The 20,181-nt window shown below is 64.0% G+C and carries 12 protein-coding genes; 5 read left to right on the forward strand and 7 right to left on the reverse strand.

The genetic code is table 11. From position 1 onward, the window contains the following. Positions 1-478: 478 nt before the first annotated feature. The 5 genes from CR105_RS24265 to CR105_RS24285 are packed head-to-tail and all read right to left on the reverse strand — an operon-like array spanning position 479 to position 8,481. On the reverse strand, positions 479-1,546 hold the full coding sequence (locus CR105_RS24265; protein ID WP_099793053.1) for an alpha/beta hydrolase: 1,068 nt from the start codon (positions 1,544-1,546) through the stop codon (positions 479-481). Then, positions 1,543-4,338, reverse strand: coding sequence for an esterase (locus CR105_RS24270; protein ID WP_099793055.1), 2,796 nt, complete (start codon positions 4,336-4,338; stop codon positions 1,543-1,545). Before CR105_RS24270 ends, CR105_RS24265 begins: the two co-directional genes overlap by 4 nt. Continuing rightward, positions 4,335-6,080: an amylo-alpha-1,6-glucosidase gene (locus CR105_RS24275; protein WP_099793057.1), complete on the reverse strand. Its 1,746-nt coding sequence runs from the start codon at positions 6,078-6,080 to the stop codon at positions 4,335-4,337. The genes CR105_RS24270 and CR105_RS24275 overlap by 4 nt, the downstream gene beginning before the upstream one ends. 18 nt (positions 6,081-6,098) lie before the next feature. Continuing rightward, positions 6,099-6,620, reverse strand: a complete 522-nt coding sequence (locus CR105_RS24280; protein WP_131021825.1) for a hypothetical protein — start codon at positions 6,618-6,620, stop codon at positions 6,099-6,101. Between the two features lies 1 nt (position 6,621). After that, complete coding sequence (locus tag CR105_RS24285; protein ID WP_229414106.1) at positions 6,622-8,481, reverse strand: glycoside hydrolase family 13 protein; 1,860 nt, start codon at positions 8,479-8,481, stop codon at positions 6,622-6,624. Between the two features lie 466 nt (positions 8,482-8,947). Between CR105_RS24285 and CR105_RS24290 the strand changes: the two genes are divergently transcribed. From CR105_RS24290 to CR105_RS24300, 3 genes are all read left to right on the forward strand, one after another. Further along, on the forward strand, positions 8,948-11,677 hold the full coding sequence (locus tag CR105_RS24290; protein WP_099793063.1) for a TonB-dependent receptor: 2,730 nt from the start codon (positions 8,948-8,950) through the stop codon (positions 11,675-11,677). A 562-nt stretch (positions 11,678-12,239) separates the two neighbouring features. Beyond that, positions 12,240-14,072 carry a DEAD/DEAH box helicase gene (locus CR105_RS24295; protein WP_099793065.1) on the forward strand — a complete coding sequence of 611 codons (1,833 nt, stop codon included), beginning with the start codon at positions 12,240-12,242 and terminating at the stop codon, positions 14,070-14,072. Between the two features lie 57 nt (positions 14,073-14,129). Then, on the forward strand, positions 14,130-14,501 hold the full coding sequence (locus CR105_RS24300) for a glutaredoxin domain-containing protein (protein ID WP_099793067.1): 372 nt from the start codon (positions 14,130-14,132) through the stop codon (positions 14,499-14,501). Between the two features lie 7 nt (positions 14,502-14,508). Here the strand turns inward: CR105_RS24300 and CR105_RS24305 are convergent, their stop codons facing one another. Together CR105_RS24305 and CR105_RS24310 are read right to left on the reverse strand one after the other, a co-directional pair. After that, positions 14,509-15,516 (reverse strand): alpha/beta hydrolase family protein, encoded by a 1,008-nt coding sequence (locus tag CR105_RS24305; protein WP_099793069.1) that lies wholly within the window; start codon positions 15,514-15,516, stop codon positions 14,509-14,511. Between the two features lie 144 nt (positions 15,517-15,660). Further along, positions 15,661-16,932: an MFS transporter gene (locus CR105_RS24310; RefSeq protein ID WP_099793071.1), complete on the reverse strand. Its 1,272-nt coding sequence runs from the start codon at positions 16,930-16,932 to the stop codon at positions 15,661-15,663. 201 nt (positions 16,933-17,133) lie between these two features. Here CR105_RS24310 and CR105_RS24315 point away from each other — a divergent pair, with 201 nt between their 5' ends. After that, a complete protein-coding gene (locus CR105_RS24315) occupies positions 17,134-18,465 on the forward strand; it encodes an MFS transporter (RefSeq protein WP_099793073.1) in 1,332 nt (443 codons plus the stop codon). An 82-nt stretch (positions 18,466-18,547) separates the two neighbouring features. Continuing rightward, positions 18,548-20,179: an alpha-D-glucose phosphate-specific phosphoglucomutase gene (locus CR105_RS24320; RefSeq protein WP_099793075.1), complete on the forward strand. Its 1,632-nt coding sequence runs from the start codon at positions 18,548-18,550 to the stop codon at positions 20,177-20,179. The last annotated feature ends 2 nt before the right edge of the window (positions 20,180-20,181 follow it).

Here is a 20,181-nt window from a genome sequence, read left to right on the forward strand (position 1 = left end):
GTTCGTGCATCATCTGGAGGAATGGCGTACGGCATTCTGCCTTGACACGAAACCTGTCAACGCCGCCGTCGAGACACGCGAGGTACGCAGTCTGCAGCAAGAAAACGATAAGCTCAAAAAGGATCTGAGTAGATCCTCCGGGGTCAGTGCCGGCAAGCGGACACGGTCTCAGCCGTTCAGTAAATCCTCCGGGGTCAGTGCCGGCAATCGGACACGGTCTCAGCCGTTCAGTGGTCACTACGGATCGGCTCGTGTCCGATTGCCGGCACTGACCCCGGCGGGTAGTACCCCAGTAAATCCTGCGGGGTCAGTGCATCCTGCGGGGTCAGTGCCGGCAATCGAACACGGTCTCAGCCGTTCAGTGGTCCGCGACGGATCGGCTCGTGTCCGATTGCCGGCACTGACCCCGGTGGGATTACGTTCAGTGGTCCGCGACGGATCGGCTCGTGTCCGATTGCCGGCACTGACCCCGGTGGGATTAGTAGCTGGTGCTGCCCCACGGGAAGAACCAGGTGAGCGGCTTTTCCACGCGCGCGGCCCACGATGCTTCGTTGTGCTTGCCCCCTTCGGCGGAATCGAACAGCAGGTCGGCCCCGGCCCTGTAGCCTTGCGCGAGCATGGCGTCGCGCATCAGCAGCGTGTCCTCCAGGCCGTCGCCGCTGGTGCCGGCGTCGAGATAGAACTTGACGGGCACCCGCGCCGCAGCTTTTGTGACCAATGTCCGTTCGTTCCACCAGAACGAGCTCGATACCCCGCCCGCCTTCGAGAACACGTCCGGCCGATGCTGGGCGATCAGCACGGATGCGATGCCGCCGAGCGACGAACCCATGATCGCGGTGGCTTCCTTGCCCGGCAACGTGCGCAGCCTCTTGTCAATCATCGGTTTGACGGTGTCGACGACGAACGCCTCGTACGCATCGAGCTTGCCGCCGCCGTGTTTCGGATCGCAGCACGGCGTGTACTCGGGGATGCGGTCCGGTGTGTTGTCGATGCCGACCACGATCACTTCGTCCATCGCGCCAATGGCCACCAGGCGGTTGACCGTTTCGTCGATGGCCCATTCGACGCCATACGCGGCCGTTTTGGCGTCGAACAGGTTCTGCCCGTCCTGCATGTAGAGCACGCGGTAGCGCTTGGCGAGGTTTTCCTGGTAGCTGGCCGGCAGGAAGATGCGCAGCGAACGACTGTTTTTCAGCTGCGGCGATTCGACGCCCGCAACGATGGTCACCTTGCCGAAAGGCGGCCCGAAAAACGGGTAGATGTCGACGCTTGAACCGGCCGCGATTCGGTAGGTGCCGCCGATCGAGACCTTCTCGCCCAGCGCCGGCTTCATCGTGATCTCGCCCAGTTCGTCGGGCCACGAATAGGTCCACACGTGGCCACTGCCAGCTTTCGCCGGCGCGCCTTTCGACCAGGTCATCGGCCCCTTGTCGCCCAGGATCGCGATGCTGCCCTTGCCGGCGTCGTAATGCACGCGCACGGTGGTGGCGCCGGCGCTCGTCGCCACCAGCAGGGCCACAAGGGCGGCGGGAAGGTTGTTCTTCATTTGACCCTCAACAGGCGTATGCCGTAAATATCGAAACGGTTAAAGATGCCATCGAACCCGCCTGCGGCACTGAAGGTGCTGTTGTTTTGCAGGTAGCTCATATTATAAAAATCGTCGAGTTCGACGCTGTAGGTACCGGCCGCCAGACGCGCCTTCAGCGGCGTCGAATACACCGCCGGCGCGCGCGAGTGCGGAAGCTGTATCACCTGGCGCGCGACGATCCGGCCAGCCTGGTCTTTCACCGCCATCCATTTCACGCCGCCGCTGATGCCCAGGCTGATCTGGCTGGCGCCGTTATGATAGCGAACCTGCACCTGGTACTCGCCGTCCGCCGGCACGGCGATTGCATCGACCGCAAACCGGTCGCCAGGCTTGCCCCAGTCCTTGACCGCCCGCGCGATGTCGATGCCGGGATCGGCGCAGATCGCGGCGCTGTGGTGGCTGCGATTGCCCGATGCGCGATCGACCGCTTCAACGGCGTAGCAGGCGGTCGCACTGCGGTCGCGCCAGGCTCCGGCCTTCAGGCCGACAGCGGCGAGCTTGCCGTCGCGGTAGACGTTATAGACGATACCCGCTCCGTTTTGTCCGGCGTCGATGTGAAAGCGCACGCCGCCGCCATCGCGCGTGAAGTTGGCGATCGCCGGCTCGCCTGGCGCGAATACCGCGCCCGACGTGGCATACGGATCGGCGTTGACGCGGCGGATGCGCTGCTGCCCCGGCGCCAGCGTGCCGAGCACGATCTCGACGGCGCTGTTGGCCGGCAGCGCATTCCAGTTGACGTGTCGCGAGACCCGCACGCCATTGACGCTGATACGTTCGACCAGGTAAAAGCCTTCGCCAGGCTGCGCCGGCGGCAAGTGAATCTTTACCGATATCGTCTTGTCGCGCAGCCGCAGCCCGTTAAGCGAAATCGAGGTCGATTGGCCAAACGTTTCGCGCCGCAACCTGGTCGTGATGAAAGGGCTGATATTGACGCCGGTGGCGGTGGCCGAGATGCCGAACACGTTCTCGATCACCATGCCGAGGTAGGCGCCGACGGACCACAGCTGGCGCCGCGAATTGATGACAGGCCCATTCAGCGCGGGGTTCTTCTCGTCGAGCAGCAGCGGCTGGCCGCTCAGCCACTCCAGGTTCTCCATGTGCGACAGGTTCAGCGCGGCGCCGCGCATCAGCGACTCGTAGGCCGCGTCGGCGACACTGGCGTTGCCGGTTATGGCCGCGGCCTTCAGGCCGTACGCCGTGACGAAGGGCCACATCGCGCGGTTGTGATAGACCGGCACTCCCTGCTGCTGCGGATGAATCACGGGCGGTCCCATCGGACCGTGCGGGTAGCGCTCCAGGATGCTGCGCGCGCGCTCGAACCCGGCGACCCCGGTGACGATCGCCAGCGACTGGCCCAGCCAGTCGAACTTGTGCATCGGCGCACCGTCGAAATGCGGCGCCGTCAGGCTGCTGTACATGCCTTCGTCCGCCAGCCAGAAACGCTGGTTGATGGCACGCTGCAGGTCGACCGCCCACGTACCGTACTTCTTCGCCAGCGCCCGTTGGCCCTGCTGGCCGGCGAGCGACGCGGCCAGCGTCAGCGCCTTGTAGTGCGCGACGTTGGTCGACAACGCTTTCGAGCTGGCCAGCGATGCGATGTCTCCGGTAATCCACGAGGCGTAGCTCTGCTCGCGCCAGTCGAGGAAGGATTGCTCGCCCGTGTAGAGCCGGTCGGTCGGGTCGAACGCGGCCAGCCGGTCGTTTTCGATGGTGTTGACCAGGGCGCGCAGCGCGCGCTCGGCAAACACCTTGCGCTCGTCGCTCGGCAAGGTCTTGAGCACTTCCTCGGCGCCGAAGGCCCAGCTGACCCGGTCGGTGCTGACCGGCCAGCTGCCGCCGCTGCCGGTGTCCTGGATGATTTGCAGGCCGTCGGCGCTGCCCGCCACCTGGGCCGGATTGATGGCGCCTTCGCGGTAGCCGGACAGCTTGAAGTTCAGCGAATTCATCACGCGCAGCGGGTCGAGCATGGCCAAGCCAAGGTCGGCCGCATACGCCAGGTCGCGCGTCCAGACGTAGTGCCACTTCTCTCCGGTGGCGAAGCAGTCGCAGGCTATCGCGGCGCCGCCATTGTAGTTGCCATCCCTGATGTCGCTGACCGAGTTCTGCTTCATCTCGGTCGCCGCCAGCGCGAACAGCGCATCGAAGGCGAGGTTGCCGCTGCGGACAGTGGGCAGGCCGGCACTTTCCTGGTACGTGACGAATTGCGGTCCCGGATCGCGCAGTTGCATCGTGCTCGATTGCGCATAGTCGCGCAGCGGGGCATCGGCGTCTTTTGCCGAGAAGCGCGCGGTCTCCTGCTTGCCGTCGAAAGCAGGGTAGGCGACCGCCACCGATTGCCGATGGTCCTGATGCGGATCGATTGTGGCAACCGGCGCCGAGGCGACGCGTGCAACCCGCAGCACCGGTTTCGCTTTCGACATGTCGATGCTGAAGCGGTAAGTCCCGGTCTGCCTGACGAACAGGTAGTTCTCTGGCCCGGACTGGGCGCCAAGGATGTAGTCGGTATCGGTCGCTACCGTCACGCTGGCCGCCGGGTCGATGACCCACTCGACCGACCAGTCCTTGTGGCCGACCTTGAAAACGTGGTTGCCCGGGCTGATGACAATCTGCGTTTCCAGCACGCCGTTGCCCTGGTCGACGAGCAGATTGTCGATGCCCCAGCCGTTGAAGGCGCCGCGGACGTACAGGTCCTTCGCAGGCGAGGCGCCAGTTAGCAGCAACACGCAGATCAGAAAGGCGGATCGCTTCATCGGTACTCACCCCGCTCGACGATCCCTTTGAGGGCATCCTTCGACCTCAGCATAAGAAAGCGGGCGGGATCGTACCGGGCCGGCTGGCGAAATCCCAGCTTGCCAATGACGCCTGCGTGCGAAGCCTGCACCGGCCGCACCGCCAGCGCGCGGCCATTCAGGCTGGCCCCGCGTGCGCCGACCAGCAACGTGGCGCGTCGGCCCGCAGCGAGCGTGAAGCGCACTTGCGAGCGGCTCTTGTCGCCATTGAGGAAGCTGAAGCGCACCGTCCGCGCCGCTGCGCCGTCGAGGCGGAAATGCCAGCGTCCCGGCGTGTAGTCGACCTGTACCGATTCGCCGCGGCCAAATGGCAGCACCGCGTAGAACGATGTCCATGCGGCGGGAATCGCTGGCGTAAACGCCAGCGTATCGGCCGGCAGGTCCGGCTTAAAGCCGACATAGTCCTGGTAACCGTTGCGCGCATATTCGGCCACGCTCCACGATTGCGCCCAGGTCCCCGATGGTGTCGGCTTTCCGGCGGCGTCGGGCAGCGCGTTTAGCAGTTCGCTCATCGTGCCGAGCGTACCGAGGCCAAGGATCTGGCGCCCGAGATTTTGCGTCAGCGGCCACGCCAGGTCCTGGTAGCCAAATTTGGATAACGCGGTGACGGTGAACCCGGCGTTCCAGCCCCAGATCGTGCCCTGGTGATAAGCGGCGTCCTTGTGGTGAAAGCCCGGGTTCTCGTGGAGCGGGTGGAAATAGCGGTCGTCCTGGCTCAGCGATGCGATGCCGTAAGGGTAGAGCAGCTGCGACGCCGCGTTGCGCGTGACCCGTGCCTGCACCGCCGGCGGCACGAAGTCGCCGAACGGGATCGACACCAGCATCAGCTGGTTCGGCCGCACGCGCATGTCGCGGCTGCCGTCTTCGCGCAGGCGGTCGGCCATGACGGCGCCATCCCAGAACGTCGACAGGAAGCTGCGCTGCACCTGTGCCGCCAGTGCGCTCCATTCGCGCGCCTTGGCCTGGTCGCCCGCCTGCCGCGCCAGGTACGCGCCGGTTTGCAGCGCGGTGTACCACAGCGCCTGGATTTCGACCGCGCGAGGGCCGCGCGCGGACCACGGCTGCTTGTTGTCGATGCGCGCATCCATCCAGGTATCGGCGCTGTCGTGCGACAGCAGGCCCTGGCGGTCGGTGTAGTTGGCGATGGCGCCTTCGAAGTAGGGCAGGGCCAGCTTGTACATCTGGGCGGTGAACTCCCTGTCGCCGGTATAGCGGATGTACTCGAGCGCCTCGCGCAGCATCCATGGCGTGCCGTCGACGGTGTTGTAGATGGTTTTCTCGGTGGCCGACACGCGGTTCGGGATGCGGCCGTATTCCTTGTCGCGCGCGTCGAGGTTCTGGTAGCGGGCGAAATTCGACAGCACCGCTTTGGCCTGTTCGAACTGGCCGGAGACGAGCAGGGTGCCGGCCAGCGCGATGAACGTGTCGCGCCCCCAGTTGTCGCGAAACCACGGCAGGCCGGCCCAGATGCCGGTGCCGAATTCCTCGACCACGAACATGGCGGCCGACGCCTTGGCCCAGTTCAGCGCCTTGTTGTACTCGGCGTCGCTGGTAGCGAGGTAGCTGCGGGTGAGCGCGGCATGGCGGGATATTCTTTCGGCGCGGATCGGATCGGCGGTGGCCAGTTGGCGGGCCCGCTGCGCTGCTTCCCCGGCGCTGGCGCCGAACGCGGCGACCACCGTCAGCGATGTGGCGGGATGCACGGTGCGCAGCGTCAGCGCCTAGTCAAGCACGATGGGCTGGTCGGCGGCGAACGCGGCAAACTGGCCGGCGCCTTCGACGATGACGACGTCGCCTTCCTGGCGCACGCTGCGCGTGTCCTTTAGCAGCGGGGCGATCGCCAGTATCGCCGCGCGCGGGCTGGCGACCGACATGGCCAGCGCGTGCCGCTTCGACAGCAGCGCCATCTCCTCGACCGCGCCGTTTGGATAGCGCACCCGGTGCCCGTAAGGCAGCACCTGCTCGGCCGAGCGCGAGCGCTCGTTGGCATTGCCATCGACAAAGCTCGCATAGTCGATGAACAGCGTGCCTTGCCGCGTTACGTAGCCTTCGCCTTTGCCCAGGCTTTGGGTGCGCCCTGCGAAGTAGCCGGCAAGGTTGTCGCCGCTGACAAATTGCGCTTGCTGGCCCGGCGCTACCGTGATTGCCATGGCGTCGAAATAGGCCTCCACGCCTGGCACCGCACCGGCCGCCGCCAGGGGCATCGCCAGTGCGGCAGCCAGCGCCATCATCGTTCGCCGCATGTCAGATCTCCACGATGACGACCGAGCGCGCCGGCAGCGCCAGCGCGTCCTTCAGGTCGACCGTCCTGCCGGTCAGCGCATCGACGCCGCTTTGCGCGCCTTTCAGCATCTCCTGGAAGCGTGCGGTCGGCAGGCTCACCGCCTTGGCGTTCTTGTTGAATGCAACCATGACGCGCTTGTCGCCGGTGTAGCGGAAGTAGACCCAGGTGTCGTTCTCGGGGCCGAACTGCATCGTCTTCCCATGATGGATGACGGCGCTGGTCTTGCGCCAGTTGACCAGCTTCCTGACAAACGCCTGCGCGTCCTGCTGCCTGCCGGTCAGGCCGGCGCCGCTGAAGGCGCTGACCTTGTCGCCGGCCCAGCCGCCGGGAAAATCGCGCCGGTAGCTGGCGTCGTCACGGCCCTTGGCGGTGCTGGTCATCAGGATCTCGGTGCCGTAATAGAACTGCGGGATGCGCGGCGTCGTCATCGTGAACGCCAGCGCCATCTTGTACAGGTCGACGTCTTCGCCCACGGCGCTGAACAGGCGCGCGACGTCGTGGTTGCCTTCGAACAGAACCAGCCGCGATGGATCGGGATACAGGTAGTCGAGCGACAGCGTTTCATATGCTTCGTTAAAGCCGGCTTCCTGGTCGGTCAGCGCCGTGCGCATCGCGTACATCATCGGGAAGTCCATCAGGCTTGGCAGCGAATTGGTATAGCCGCTGGCGTTGACTTTGCCACGCTGCCAGTGCGACACCACCGCCGGCGACTTGTGCCACTCTTCGCCCACCAGGTTCAGGTTCGGATATTCGGCCATGATGCGGCGCGTGTATTCGGTGAGGAAGGCGCCGTCCGAATAGCCATGGGTATCGATGCGCAGCCCCGAAAGGCGGGCGTACTCGATCCACCAGATGTTGTTCTGTATAAGGTAAGTAGCCACCAGTGGATTGGTCTGGTTCATGTCCGGCATGTGCGGGCCGAACCAGCCGGTGGTGAAGTTCTGCCGGTCGGCCTGCGATCCGTACTGGTCCTGCACCGACACGCGGTGGTGCGCCGTCGGCGCGAATTTGCCGCCATGGTTGGTCCAGTCGGGCGTCGGCATGTCCTGCATCCACCAGTGTCCCAGGCCGATGTGCGACAGCACCACGTCCTGGATGATGCCGATGCCTTTCCGGCGCGCCTCGTCCGACAGGCGGCGCAAGTCGTCGTTGCTGCCGTAGCGCGCGTCTATCTTGTAGTGGTCGGTCGCGGCGTAGCCGTGATACGAATGCTCGGGCATGTCGTTTTCGACCAGCGGCGTTGGCCACAGCTGGGTGAAGCCCATTGCCGCGATGTAGTCGAGGTGGTCGATGATGCCGCGGATGTCGCCGCCGTGACGGCCGCCGCCCAGCTTGCGGTCGGCCTTTTCAAGCAGCGCCGGCACGCTGTCGTTGGTCGTCCTGCCATTGGCAAAACGATCCGGCATGATCTGGTAGATGGCGTCGGTGGTATTGAAGCCCGCGCGCTGCGCCGAACCGGGCTCGCGCGCCAGCAGCTCGTAACGGTACTTGATGGCGCCGGCGCCGCTGCCGAACACCAGGTCGAAGGCGCCTGGCGCCACCTTGTCGGCGAAGGCCAGGTCGATGAACAGGTAATTGCGGTTCGCGACCCGCGTGACGCCGGCGATGCGCACGCCGGGATAGTCGAGCGCAGGCGCGAGGTCGGCGATGCCGGCGCCATGGACCATCAGCTGCAGCGTTTTGTGTTGCATGCCGGCCCACCAGAACGGCGGCTCCAGATGCGCGATGCGCGTTGGCGGCGATGCGGCCGCGGCCGGCACCATCAGTATGCCGGCGAGGGCGATGCAAGCGATCAGGCAACTGCCAGGTGGTCGGGTCATGCAGTCCCCATATTCTAAGAATGAAATCAGTAGTTTAGCTACACAGACTACATGAGGCTGTCACGCGAATCTTGACCAGCTGCTGTGTACTCTTGAGCAAAAGAATACTATGGAAACCCAGCCGCATCAATCGATGCTGATGCGTCGATAGCTAGTTTTAGTACACGCTCCTTGGACGAGTTAGGGCGACAGAACCGGCGCCATTTGGCGAAATGTAGTGCAACTACACATCTGAAGCATGCATGTTGTAGCATAAATACAACGCGAAAATCCGTCCCTCTCCTATAAGTAGATAAAAAACATCAGCCGGATGTAGCCGAGTTGAACTCACGTTGACAGTGAATCTAGTTTTAGTACAAAATCTTCAACAGAGCGTCTCAGAACGCTCGGTTCCGGCTCCCGTGTTGTAGGCATTTCGGCTGTAGTTGCGGGAAATACGTAGTTCTAAATGAAATTGAGGGGACAAATGAAAATTTTCGCAAACAAGCCTGTGGGCACCCGGGCCGGCCTGTTCTTCCAGCTGAGCCCTGTCGCCGCCGGCTGTGCCGTGCTGATCTCGGCCATGTCGGGCCAGGTGCACGCGCAAACGTCGTCGACCACCAATGCCGCCGACGCACCGATCGCCAGCGTCACCGTGTCGGGTATCCGCCGCGGCATCGAAGACGCCATCTCGGTCAAAAAAGACTCCAGCTCCATCGTCGAAGCGATTTCGGCGGAAGACATCGGCAAGCTGCCGGACGCCAGCATCGCCGAATCGATCTCGCGCCTGCCAGGCCTGGCCGCGCAACGCGTCGGCGGCCGCGCCCAGGTCATCAGCGTGCGTGGCTTGTCCCCGGATTTCTCCACCACGCTGTTGAACGGGCGCGAGCAGGTCAGCACCGGCGACAACCGCAGCGTCGAATTCGACCAGTACCCGTCGGAGCTGCTCAGCGGCGTGACCATCTACAAGACGCCGGATGCGGCGCTCGTCGGCCAGGGCCTGTCCGGCACGATCGACATGCAGACCGTGCGTCCGCTGGCGTTCGGCAAGCGCACCGTCGCGATGAACGCGCGCGCCGAGCGTAATTCGCTGGGCAGCATCTCGAACGCGAAAGCGACCGGCAACCGCTTCAGCATCAGCTACATCGACCAGTTTGCCGACCGCACCATCGGCGTGGCGATCGGTTTTGCCCACCTCGATTCCCCGGTGCTCGACAACGAAACCGGCCTGTATGAGCCGTGGAAAACCGACGGTCGCCCAGGCGTGCCAGCCGGCACCTCGCTCACCGACGGCATCAAATCGGTCGCGCGCAGCGGCCGCAACGAACGCGACGGCCTGATGGCTGTGCTGCAATACCGTCCGTCGAAGGCATGGAACAGCGTGCTCGACCTGTACGGTTCGACTGCCAGGCGCGAAGAAACCGCGAACCAGCTGGAAATCAATCTCGGCGACTACAACGGCGGCTTCACGCCAGGCCTGATGTACAACCCGGCAACGACCCAGGGCGGCGTGCTGACCGGCGGCGTGGCCAACAACGTCTATCCGCTGGTGCGCGGCATGTATAACGACCGCAAGGACGACATCCGCGCGGCCGGCTGGGCCAACACGTTCAAGCTCAACGACATCACCCTGCTTGCCGACGTCAGCTACTCGACCGCCAAGCGCGACGAGCTGAGCCTGGAAAACAACACCCAGATCAGCACGCTCTCGGGCACCCCGTTCCTCGATTCAGTCACGCTGCGCCTTGGCGCCGGCGGCTTCCCGACCATTACGCCGGGCCGCGACTACAGCAATCCGTCGACGCTGTTCGTGCGCAACACCATTTACGGCTCGGGCTACGGCAAGACGCCGCTCGTCGAAGACGAACTGACGAGCGTGAAGTTCGCCGCCAACTTCCCGCTCGACGGTTTCCTGTCGAGCGTGGACGTGGGCGTCAGCTACGCCGACCGCAGCAAGATGAAGCGCCAGCCGGAAGGCAACATCGACCTGAAGGGCGCGCCGTCGACGATTTCGAGCGACCTGCAGTACGCTCCCGTCAACCTCGGCTTTTCCGGCACCGGCATGATCCCTTCGTGGAACGTTCCTGGCGTCGTCGCGAAATACATGATTTTCGCGCCGACCGACACCAAGGACTACCTGATCGCCAAGGGCTGGGACGTCAACGAGAAGATCACCACCGCCTACGCCAAGGCCAACATCGACACCGAACTCGGTGCGGCGACCCTGCGCGGCAACTTCGGCCTGCAGATGCAGCGTACCGAGCAGTCGTCGGACGCGAACTACTGGGACGGCACCGCGGCTGTCGGCAAGCAAGTCAAGCCGGTGCATGACGGCAAGAGCTACACCGACGTGCTGCCAAGCGCCAACCTGGTATTCGGCTTCGATGGCGGCCAGACGCTGCGCCTGGCTGCCGCGCGCCAGATCGCCCGCGCCCGCGTCGACCAGCTGCGCTCGGCGCTCGACTTTGGCGTCAGCAACGTCGACTTCAAACCGGGCGGCAGCGGCGGCAACGCCCAGCTCGACCCTTGGCGCGCGAATGCCTTCGATATTTCGTACGAAAAGTATTTCGGCACGAAGGCGTATGTAGCAGTGGCCGCTTTCCACAAGAAGCTGGTCAGCTACATCTACACCCAGACCAAGGACTACGATTTCTCGAAGTTCACTCCTGGCACCATCGCCAAGACGCAGATCGGTAACTATTCGGCGCCTTACAACGGCCAGGGCGGCACCTTGAAAGGTATCGAGCTGTCCGGCTCGCTGCCGCTGAACCTGGTCACCCCGGTGCTGGACGGTTTCGGCGTGCAGGCCAGTTATACCCATAGCGACAGCTCGATCACGATCGAAGACCCGAGCGGCAGCATCGGCAGCAAGATTCCGCTGCCGGGCCTGTCGAAGAACATCAGCAACCTGACCTTGTACTATGAAAAGGCCGGTTTCGAGACGCGCATCAGCCAGCGCAAGCGTTCCGACTTCGTTGGTGAGATCGGCAACTTCGCCGGCGAGCGCAGCCTGCGCTACGTCGTTGGCGAAAACGTCGTCGACTTCCAGATCGGTTACACGTTCCAGGGTGGTCCACTGAAGGGCGTCGGCCTGCTGGTCCAGGTCAACAACCTGACCGACTCGGCGTACGAGACCTACAACGGCGATCACCGCAAGCAACTCGAGTATCACAAGTACGGCCGTACGGTCCTGGTTGGCGCGAACTACAAGTTCTAAGCGTCTGCAAGGCAAGATGGTCGACAGCCCCGCCGCGAAAGTGGCGGGGTTTTTTACTTTTTACGGTGGAAACTGCACCACCGGCCCGCTCGCCTTCCAGTCCGGCGGGACGAACGCGCCAACGCCGGGGTCACGCCAACGCCGGGGTCAGGTCTGACATTCGGCCATTTTGCTGGGGTCAGGTCTGACATTCGGACATTTTGCCGGGGTCAGGTCTGACATCCCGACAGTTTGCCGGGGCAGGTCTGACATCCCGACAGTTTTCGACGGATCTCGTGCATGAGTACGCTAGTCGCGTTGATCAGGCCAGTGGCGTCTTGAGTCGTCGACTGGTTTATGCGGCCCGAAATGTCCGAATGTCAGACCTGACCCCACCGTTTTGTCCGAATGTCAGACCTGACCCCAGTATTTTGTCCGAATGTCAGACCTGACCCCAGCATTTTGTCCGGGCAATGAGGGTGAATTTGTGTTCGGCAAGGCACGGCGCGTGGCGAAATTAGCACGTGTCGGGCGTCAAGAGAGTAAACTGTCACCTTTACGCGTTAATTAAGTGAGCAACTCCATGTCCGACACCCCCCTTCCGCAGTTTTCCGACCTGAACCTTTCGGCCGCCGTACTCAAGGTGATCAAAGAAGTCGGCTACGAAACGCCATCGCCGATCCAGGCCGCCACCATCCCGCTGCTGCTGGCCAATCGCGACGTGCTCGGACAGGCCCAGACCGGGACCGGCAAGACCGCCGCCTTCGCGCTGCCGATCCTGTCGAACCTCGACATCAAGCAGCACTCGCCACAGGCGCTGGTGCTGGCGCCCACCCGCGAACTGGCGATCCAGGTCGCCGAGGCGTTCCAGACCTACGCCGCGCACATCAAGGACTTCCACGTGCTGCCGATCTACGGCGGCCAGAGCTACGGCCCGCAGCTGTCGGCCTTGCGCCGCGGCGTACACGTCGTCGTCGGCACGCCAGGGCGCGTGATCGATCACCTCGACAAGGGTTCGCTCGACCTGTCCAAGCTGAAGACGCTGGTGCTCGACGAAGCCGACGAGATGCTGCGCATGGGCTTCATCGACGACGTCGAACAGATCCTGCAAAAGACCCCGGCCACGCGCCAGACCGCGCTGTTCTCGGCCACGATGCCGTCGGCGATCAAGCGCATCGCCAAGACCTACCTGCGCGATCCGGCCGAAGTGACCGTCGCCGCCAAGACCGGCACCGCCGACAATATCCGCCAGCGCTACTGGATGGTCAGCGGCATGCAGAAGCTCGAGGCGCTCACCCGCATCCTCGAAGCCGAGCCGTTCGACGGCATGATCATCTTCGCCCGCACCAAGCTCGGTACCGAAGAACTGGCAACCAAGCTGCAGGCGCGCGGCTTTGCCGCCACCGCCATCAACGGCGACATGCAGCAGACGCAGCGCGAGCGTACCATCGCTCAGCTCAAGGAAGGCAAGATCGACATCCTGGTCGCCACCGACGTCGCCGCCCGCGGTCTCGACGTCGAGCGCATCAGCCACGTCATCAACTACGACGTGCCGTCCGATCCGGAAAGCTACACCCACCGCATCGGCCGCACCGGCCGTGCCGGCCGCAGCGGCGAGGCAATCCTGTTCATCACCCCGCGCGAGCAGGGCCTGCTCAAGGCGATCGAGCGCGCCACCCGTCAGCCGGTGTCGCCGCTGACGCTGCCGACGGTGAAAACCATCAACGACGTTCGCATCGCCAAGTTCAAGGACCAGATCACCGAGACGCTCGCCGCCGGCGGCATCGACGTGTTCCGCACCCTGATCGAAGAGTACGAGCGCGAACTGAATGTGCCGGCAGTGGAAATCGCCGCGGCGCTGGCCAAGCTGGCGCGCGGCGACGTGCCGCTGCTGCTTGAAAAGCCGGACCGCAGCGCCAAGGCCGCGCCGGTGTGGGAAGAGCGTCCGGCCCGCGCACCGCGCGCCGACGCGCCGCCGATGCGTTCCGATCGCGGCGACGCGCCGGCCTTCAAGCGCGAGCGCACCATGCGTCCAGCCGAAGACGGCATGGGCACGTTCCGCATCGAAGTCGGTCACTCGCACGGCGTCAAGCCGGGCAACATCGTCGGCGCCATCGCCAACGAAGCGGGCATCGAATCGAAGTACATCGGCCGCATCGAAATCTACGACGACTACAGCACGCTCGACCTGCCGGCCGATATGCCGCCTGACCTGATCGACCACCTGAAGACGGTGTGGGTGGCGGGCCAGCAGCTCAACATCACCCGCGACGGCGAGCCGCCTGCGGTGAAGAAGGCCGCCGGTGCGTTTGCCGGTCCTAAAAAGGCGGCGGGCGATCGCCGCTTCGCCGAAAAGGCGGGCTACGCCAAGGGGCCGAAGAAGGAACACCGCAAGGGTCCGCCGAAAGCGGAGTAAGCTGCGAAGGGCGCCTGTGGCGCCCTTTTTTTCATCTCAACTTTCAATGGACGCCGCATGACCCGCTCAATTCTCGCCGAACACCACATCCATCCGGCCATCCGCCAGGCCATCTCCGAGCGCAACGCCGATATCGTGCGCGAGGTGCAGGGCGCTGTCGCCGGCAACGACGTGGTGGTGGTCGGCATGCAGCTCAATCCGTTCCCGAAGAAGGCGCGCAAGGCGCTCGATGCCATTGCGGCGCCGTACAAGTACCTCGAGTATGGCAGCTACCTGAGCCAGTGGCGGCGCCGCAACGCGCTGAAGATGTGGACCGGCTGGCAGACTTTCCCGATGGTGTTCGTCAAGGGCACGCTGGTCGGCGGCGCCGGCGAACTGCAGCGGCTGATCGACAGCGGCGAGTTCGCGCGCATGCTGGCGCTGCCCTGAGCTGCTCTCAGCGTCCCGGGCGTATCGCCGTCAGCGACTGATGTTCGCTACGGCTGGACGGCACATACGCCAGCTGCGCGGCGCGCACTTCCTGGCCGGACCGCACGGCCATATTGACCTCGGCGAGAAAGGCGTTTACCCTCGCCTGGACCGCCAGCATCGACGTTATCTCTCTCGACTCGATATCGGCCGCGTAGCGCGGATCGGCGATGTAGCGACGCACTTCGAGCGGCGCGCCGCCCATTGCACCATGCGTCGCTGGGAAACGTTCGATCGTCAGCTTGCAGCCAGCCTCCGCTTTCAGGCCGGTGTTGTAGAAGCTGAAACCGGTCGATACGCCCAGCTTGATGCAGTCGAAACGGCAGGCGTCCCGCAGCCGTCGATGCATCTGGCGCATGCGCACCAGCTGCGCCATATTGTCGTCCGCCCGCGCTGTGCTGGATCTGGCGCCTTCCTGCAAGCCGCGATATTCGTCCGTCTGCAGAAAATAATTCGAAAACTGCTCGTCGCGCACAACGTGCAGGGCGCGCTTGACATTGCCGGGGATAATGTCCACTTCCTGCGAACCGATCTGGAAGAAGTCGTGGCCGATTTCGATCACTGCGGAGACGGCGTTGTAGGCCAGGTGCGCCGGCGTGAACGATTCGGATATCTGCCGCGCATAGTCGGTGACCGATTTCTGCAAGGCGCGCCTGACCGCGTCGAACAGGACCATCGCACGCACCTCGATCTTATCGCGCTGCAGCTTGCGCGCGAGATGGATGACGGCCGATCCGCCGCGGCTGTGGCCCGCCAGGACGATTTCCGTATTTGGCGCTGCCTTGAGCTGGGCCTGCACGTCGGCGTACATCAGGTCCGCGATTTCCCACGTCTCCAATCCAAGTTCGTTGGGGCCGCGCAGGTAGCTTGCCGCCAGTTTGTTCTGGGTCCACAGGCTCCAGCAGAAGCCCCGGCTCATGTCGGCGTGATAGTCGGAGAAGTCATCCGGTCCGGTACCGTCGATAATGAATATCAATTTGCTCTCCTGGAGTGGACGCCCGGCGGTCTGCGCGCGAATATGGCGATTCTTGCGCGCGGGGCCAATTCAGGTAACGGGTAACACTGCTAGTGGCCGCAGCGCGAAATGTGTGATGCAAAGGAACCGCCCGTGCAAGCGCGGTTAGTAGGCCAGTGCCGGCGCATCCGCTACGGTGACGTTGTTCTCGCTCACCAGGCACCACAACACGGCCGATATGGCCAGGCAGCTGCCGCAAATGATGAACAGGATGTTCGAGTTCTCGGTCGATTTCAACACGTAGCCCACGCCGGTCGACAGCAGCTGGGGAATGACTACCGACAGGTTGAAGATCCCCATGAAAAAACCCATGCGGCTCTTGTCGACCTTCTCGCTCATGATCGCGAACGGCAGGCTCACCACCGCGCTCCAGCCGATGCCCACCACCGCCATCAGCGCGTACAACCGGTGCGGCGAGTGGCCGGCGAATGCGATCGCGAAGTAGGCCGCTGCCATGATGGCGATGCAGCCGACCTGCGTTTTCACGCGGCCGATGCGCGACGCTAGCGGCGCCAGCACCAGCGCCGGCAGCACGAAGCCGACCACGTTCATCACCGCGAACGAAATCGCGATCACGCGCCCCGACTGGGTGGCAAACGATTCGGGCGAGGTTTGTCCGTCGACGATGTGCTGCTGGATGAACGCGATGATATACACGAACATCGACTGCACGCCGATCCACGAGAAGCCATGCGCGAAGTAGATTCGCCACAGCTGGCCCCACTCCGTGCGGGTGGCAGCCACCTTGTCGTTCTTGGCCACCAGCTCGCGCGGCTCGGTGACGAAGAACATCGGCACCACCGAGAACGCGAACACGAGGACGACGCCGACCGAGATTAGGGCGTAGTTGTCGATGAAGGCGCCGATCAGGTAAGCCATCACGCCCCAGAAGCCGGAGATGGTCTGCATCCACGTGAAGCCGCGCGTGCGCGCCTCGCCGTCGGGCGTGACGTCGGCAATCAGCGCGCGGGTTGGGTTAAAGCCGATGTTGATCGACAGGTCGAGCGTGAGCGCGACGATCACCGCCACCACCAGCAGGTTGCCGATGCCAAGCACGCCGGCGACGACGTCGATGCGCGGCAGCAGGAATACCATCAGTGCCGCCAGCGTGCCGCCGATCAGGATGAACGGCCGGCGCCGGCCGCCCCAGAACCAGGCGCCATCGCTGATAAAGCCGATCAGCACCTGGCCGATGATGCCGGCCAGCGGCCCGGCCGCCCAGACGATGCCGATCTCGTGGATGTCGAGGTGGTATTTGGTGCTGAGCAGCCAGCTGAGTGCCGAAATCTGGATGCACAACGCAAAGCCCATGGCCGTCGACGGCAGGCTGATGATGGCGTTAAAGGAATTGCTCAGGCGCTTTTGCATGTCCAGCATGGTGTCCCCATCGTTGTTTTCAATTACGGGGCCGCTGTTATTTGACTACAAAACTCGCTGTTTTCGGGCCGTCGCTGCGCCGATTCTACTATGAACTGGTTTAGATTGACACTTAGAAATCGCTATGTTACTTTCCTACAAATAAGCAGATGCGCCAGCACCGCGCAGCGCAACGATATCAGAGAAAATTCGGAGACACAGATGGAAATGAAGCTACCCTCGTTGCGGCCGCGCCTGACGTTCTGGCAGTTGTGGAACATGAGCTTCGGCTTCTTCGGCATCCAGTTTGGCTTCGCGCTGCAAAACGCCAACACCAGCCGCATCTTCTCCACCCTCGGCGCCCAGCCGGACGACCTGCCGCTGTTCTGGCTTGCCGCGCCTGTCACGGGCCTGCTGGTCCAGCCGATCATCGGCTACCTGAGCGACAACACCTGGCATCCGTACTGGGGCCGCCGCCGTCCGTTCTTCTTCATCGGCGCCATCCTCGCCTCGATCGCGCTGTTCCTGATGCCCAATTCCTCGGCCCTGTGGATGGCCGTGGCGGTACTGTGGATGATGGACGCGGCGATCAACATCTCGATGGAGCCGTTCCGCGCCTTTGTCGGCGACAAGCTCGATCCTACCCAGCAGACTGCCGGCTTCGCGATGCAGACCTTCTTCATCGGCTGCGGCGCGGTGATCGCCTCGCTGCTGCCGACCATGTTCTCCGACGTATTCGGCGTCAGCAATGTGCCGGTCGGCGGCATGGTGCCCGACACGGTGCGCTACTCGTTCTACATCGGCGGCCTGGTGTTCTTCCTGTCGGTGATGTGGACGGTGTTTACAGCCAAGGAATTCCCGCCCGACGATATGGAAAAATTCAACGCCGCGCGCAAGCAGTCCAGGCACCTCGGCGTCGCGCTGCGCGACATCATCGGCGGCTTCGGGCAGATGCCGAAAACGATGGTGCAACTCGCGTTCGTCCAGTTCTTCACCTGGATCGCGCTGTTCGCGATGTGGATCTACACCGGCACCGCGATCGCCGACAACGTGTACGGCACCACCGACGCCCAGTCGCCCGCCTACCAAAGCGCCGGCAACTGGGTCGGCATCATGTTCGGCGTCTACAACGGCGTCTCCGCGCTGGCCGCATTCCTGCTGCCGGTCGTCGCCCGCGCCACCAGCCGCAAGGCGGTCCACACGGCCTGCCTGATCATCGGCGGCGTCAGCTTGGCCAGCATCTTCATGATTACCACGAAGGAGCTGCTGATCATCCCGATGATCGGCGTCGGCATCGCCTGGGCCAGCATCCTGACGATGCCGTACGCGATCCTGGCCGGCGCGCTGCCGGCCAACCGCATGGGCTATTTCATGGGGCTGTTTAACTTCTTCGTCGTGATCCCGCAGATCGTCAGCGGCCTGCTGCTCGGCTGGATGACCACCCATGTATTTGGCGGCCACACGGTGCAGACGTTGATACTCGGCGGCGCCAGCATGATCCTGGCCGGCGTGCTCACGCTGTTCGTCACCGACAAGGCAGTCGCGGCGAAGTGACCCGCGCCACGCTTTTGCCAGCTGTCGTATGGTGGAGGATTGATAACATCCAATCCATATTGAGAGCGAACAGGAGCCGCGAATGACAATCCACTCGGTAGCAAGTACGCCATACGCCGGGCAGCGCCCCGGCACGTCGGGCCTGCGCAAGAAGGTCAGCGAATTTCTTCAACCAGGCTACCTGGAAAACTTCGTCGAGGCGATTTTCCAGACCATCGGCGACTGCCGCGGCCAGACCCTGGTGCTCGGCGGCGACGGCCGCTATTTCAACCGCACCGCCGTCGGCGTGATCTTGCAGATGGCGGCCGCGCATGGGGTCGGCCGCGTGCTGGTCGGGCAGGGCGGCATCCTGTCAACGCCGGCGGTCAGCTGCGTGATCCGCAAGCACGCAGCGTTCGGCGGCATCGTGCTGTCGGCCAGCCACAATCCGGGCGGCCCTGAAGGCGACTTCGGCATCAAGTACAACATCGGCAACGGCGGGCCGGCGCCGGAAAAAATCACCGAAGCGCTCTACCTGTACACCCAGACCAACGCGCTGTACCGCATCAGCGATGCCGCCGTGCCCGACCTCGACACGGTCGGCGTGTCGCGCATCGAACAGATGGACGTAGAAGTCATTGACCCGGTATCCGACTACGCCGAACTGATGGCGTCCCTGTTCGATTTCGCCGCCATCAAGGCGCTGTTCGCCGGCGGCTTCACGATGCGCTTCGACGCCATGCATGCGGTGTGCGGCCCGTATGCGCACGCCATCCTCGAAGGCATGCTTGGCGCGCCCGCTGGCACCGTCATCAACGGCACGCCGCTGGAAGACTTCGGCGGGCACCATCCGGATCCCAATCCGGTCAACGCGGCCGAACTGATCGCCGAGATGTTCGGCGCCGCCGCGCCCGACTTCGGCGCCGCCTCCGACGGCGACGCCGACCGCAACATGATCGTCGCGCGCGGCCTGGCCGTGACGCCGTCCGACAGCCTGGCCATCATCGCCGCCAACGCCAAGCTGGCCCCAGGCTACCGCGCCGGCCTGGCCGGCATCGCGCGCTCGATGCCCACCTCCACCGCGGCCGACCGCGTCGCCAAATCGCTCGGCATACCGTGCTACGAGACGCCGACCGGCTGGAAATACTTCGGCAACCTGCTCGACGCCGGCATGGTCACGCTGTGCGGCGAAGAGAGTTACGGCACCGGTTCGAGCCATATCCGCGAAAAGGACGGCCTGTGGGCGGTGCTGTTCTGGCTCAACCTGCTCGCCGCCAGCGGCAAGCCGGCCGCCACGCTGGTGCGCGAGCACTGGGCCACGTTCGGCCGCAATTACTATTCGCGCCACGACTACGAGGCTGTCGACGCCCAAGCCGCGGAAGCCATGATGGCGCACCTGCGCGGCCAGCTCGGGCAACTGGCCGGCCGGCAGCTCGATGGCTTCACCGTCGCGCTGGCCGACGATTTCGTCTACACCGACCCGGTCGACCTGTCGGTGACGAGCAAGCAGGGCGTGCGCATCGTCATGACGGACGGCTCGCGCATCGTGTTCCGCCTGTCCGGCACCGGCACCGAAGGCGCCACCATCCGCCTGTACCTGGAAAAATACGAGGCCGACCAGGCACGCCACGCTATCGATCCGCAGCAGGCGCTCGCCGGCCTTGCCACCATTGCGGCCAATTTGTCGCAACTGAAGACGCGCACCGGGCGCGATCATCCAACCATCGTCACCTGAAA

The organism is Massilia eurypsychrophila (assembly GCF_002760655.1).
GTDB lineage: Bacteria > Pseudomonadota > Gammaproteobacteria > Burkholderiales > Burkholderiaceae_D > JAFCUW01.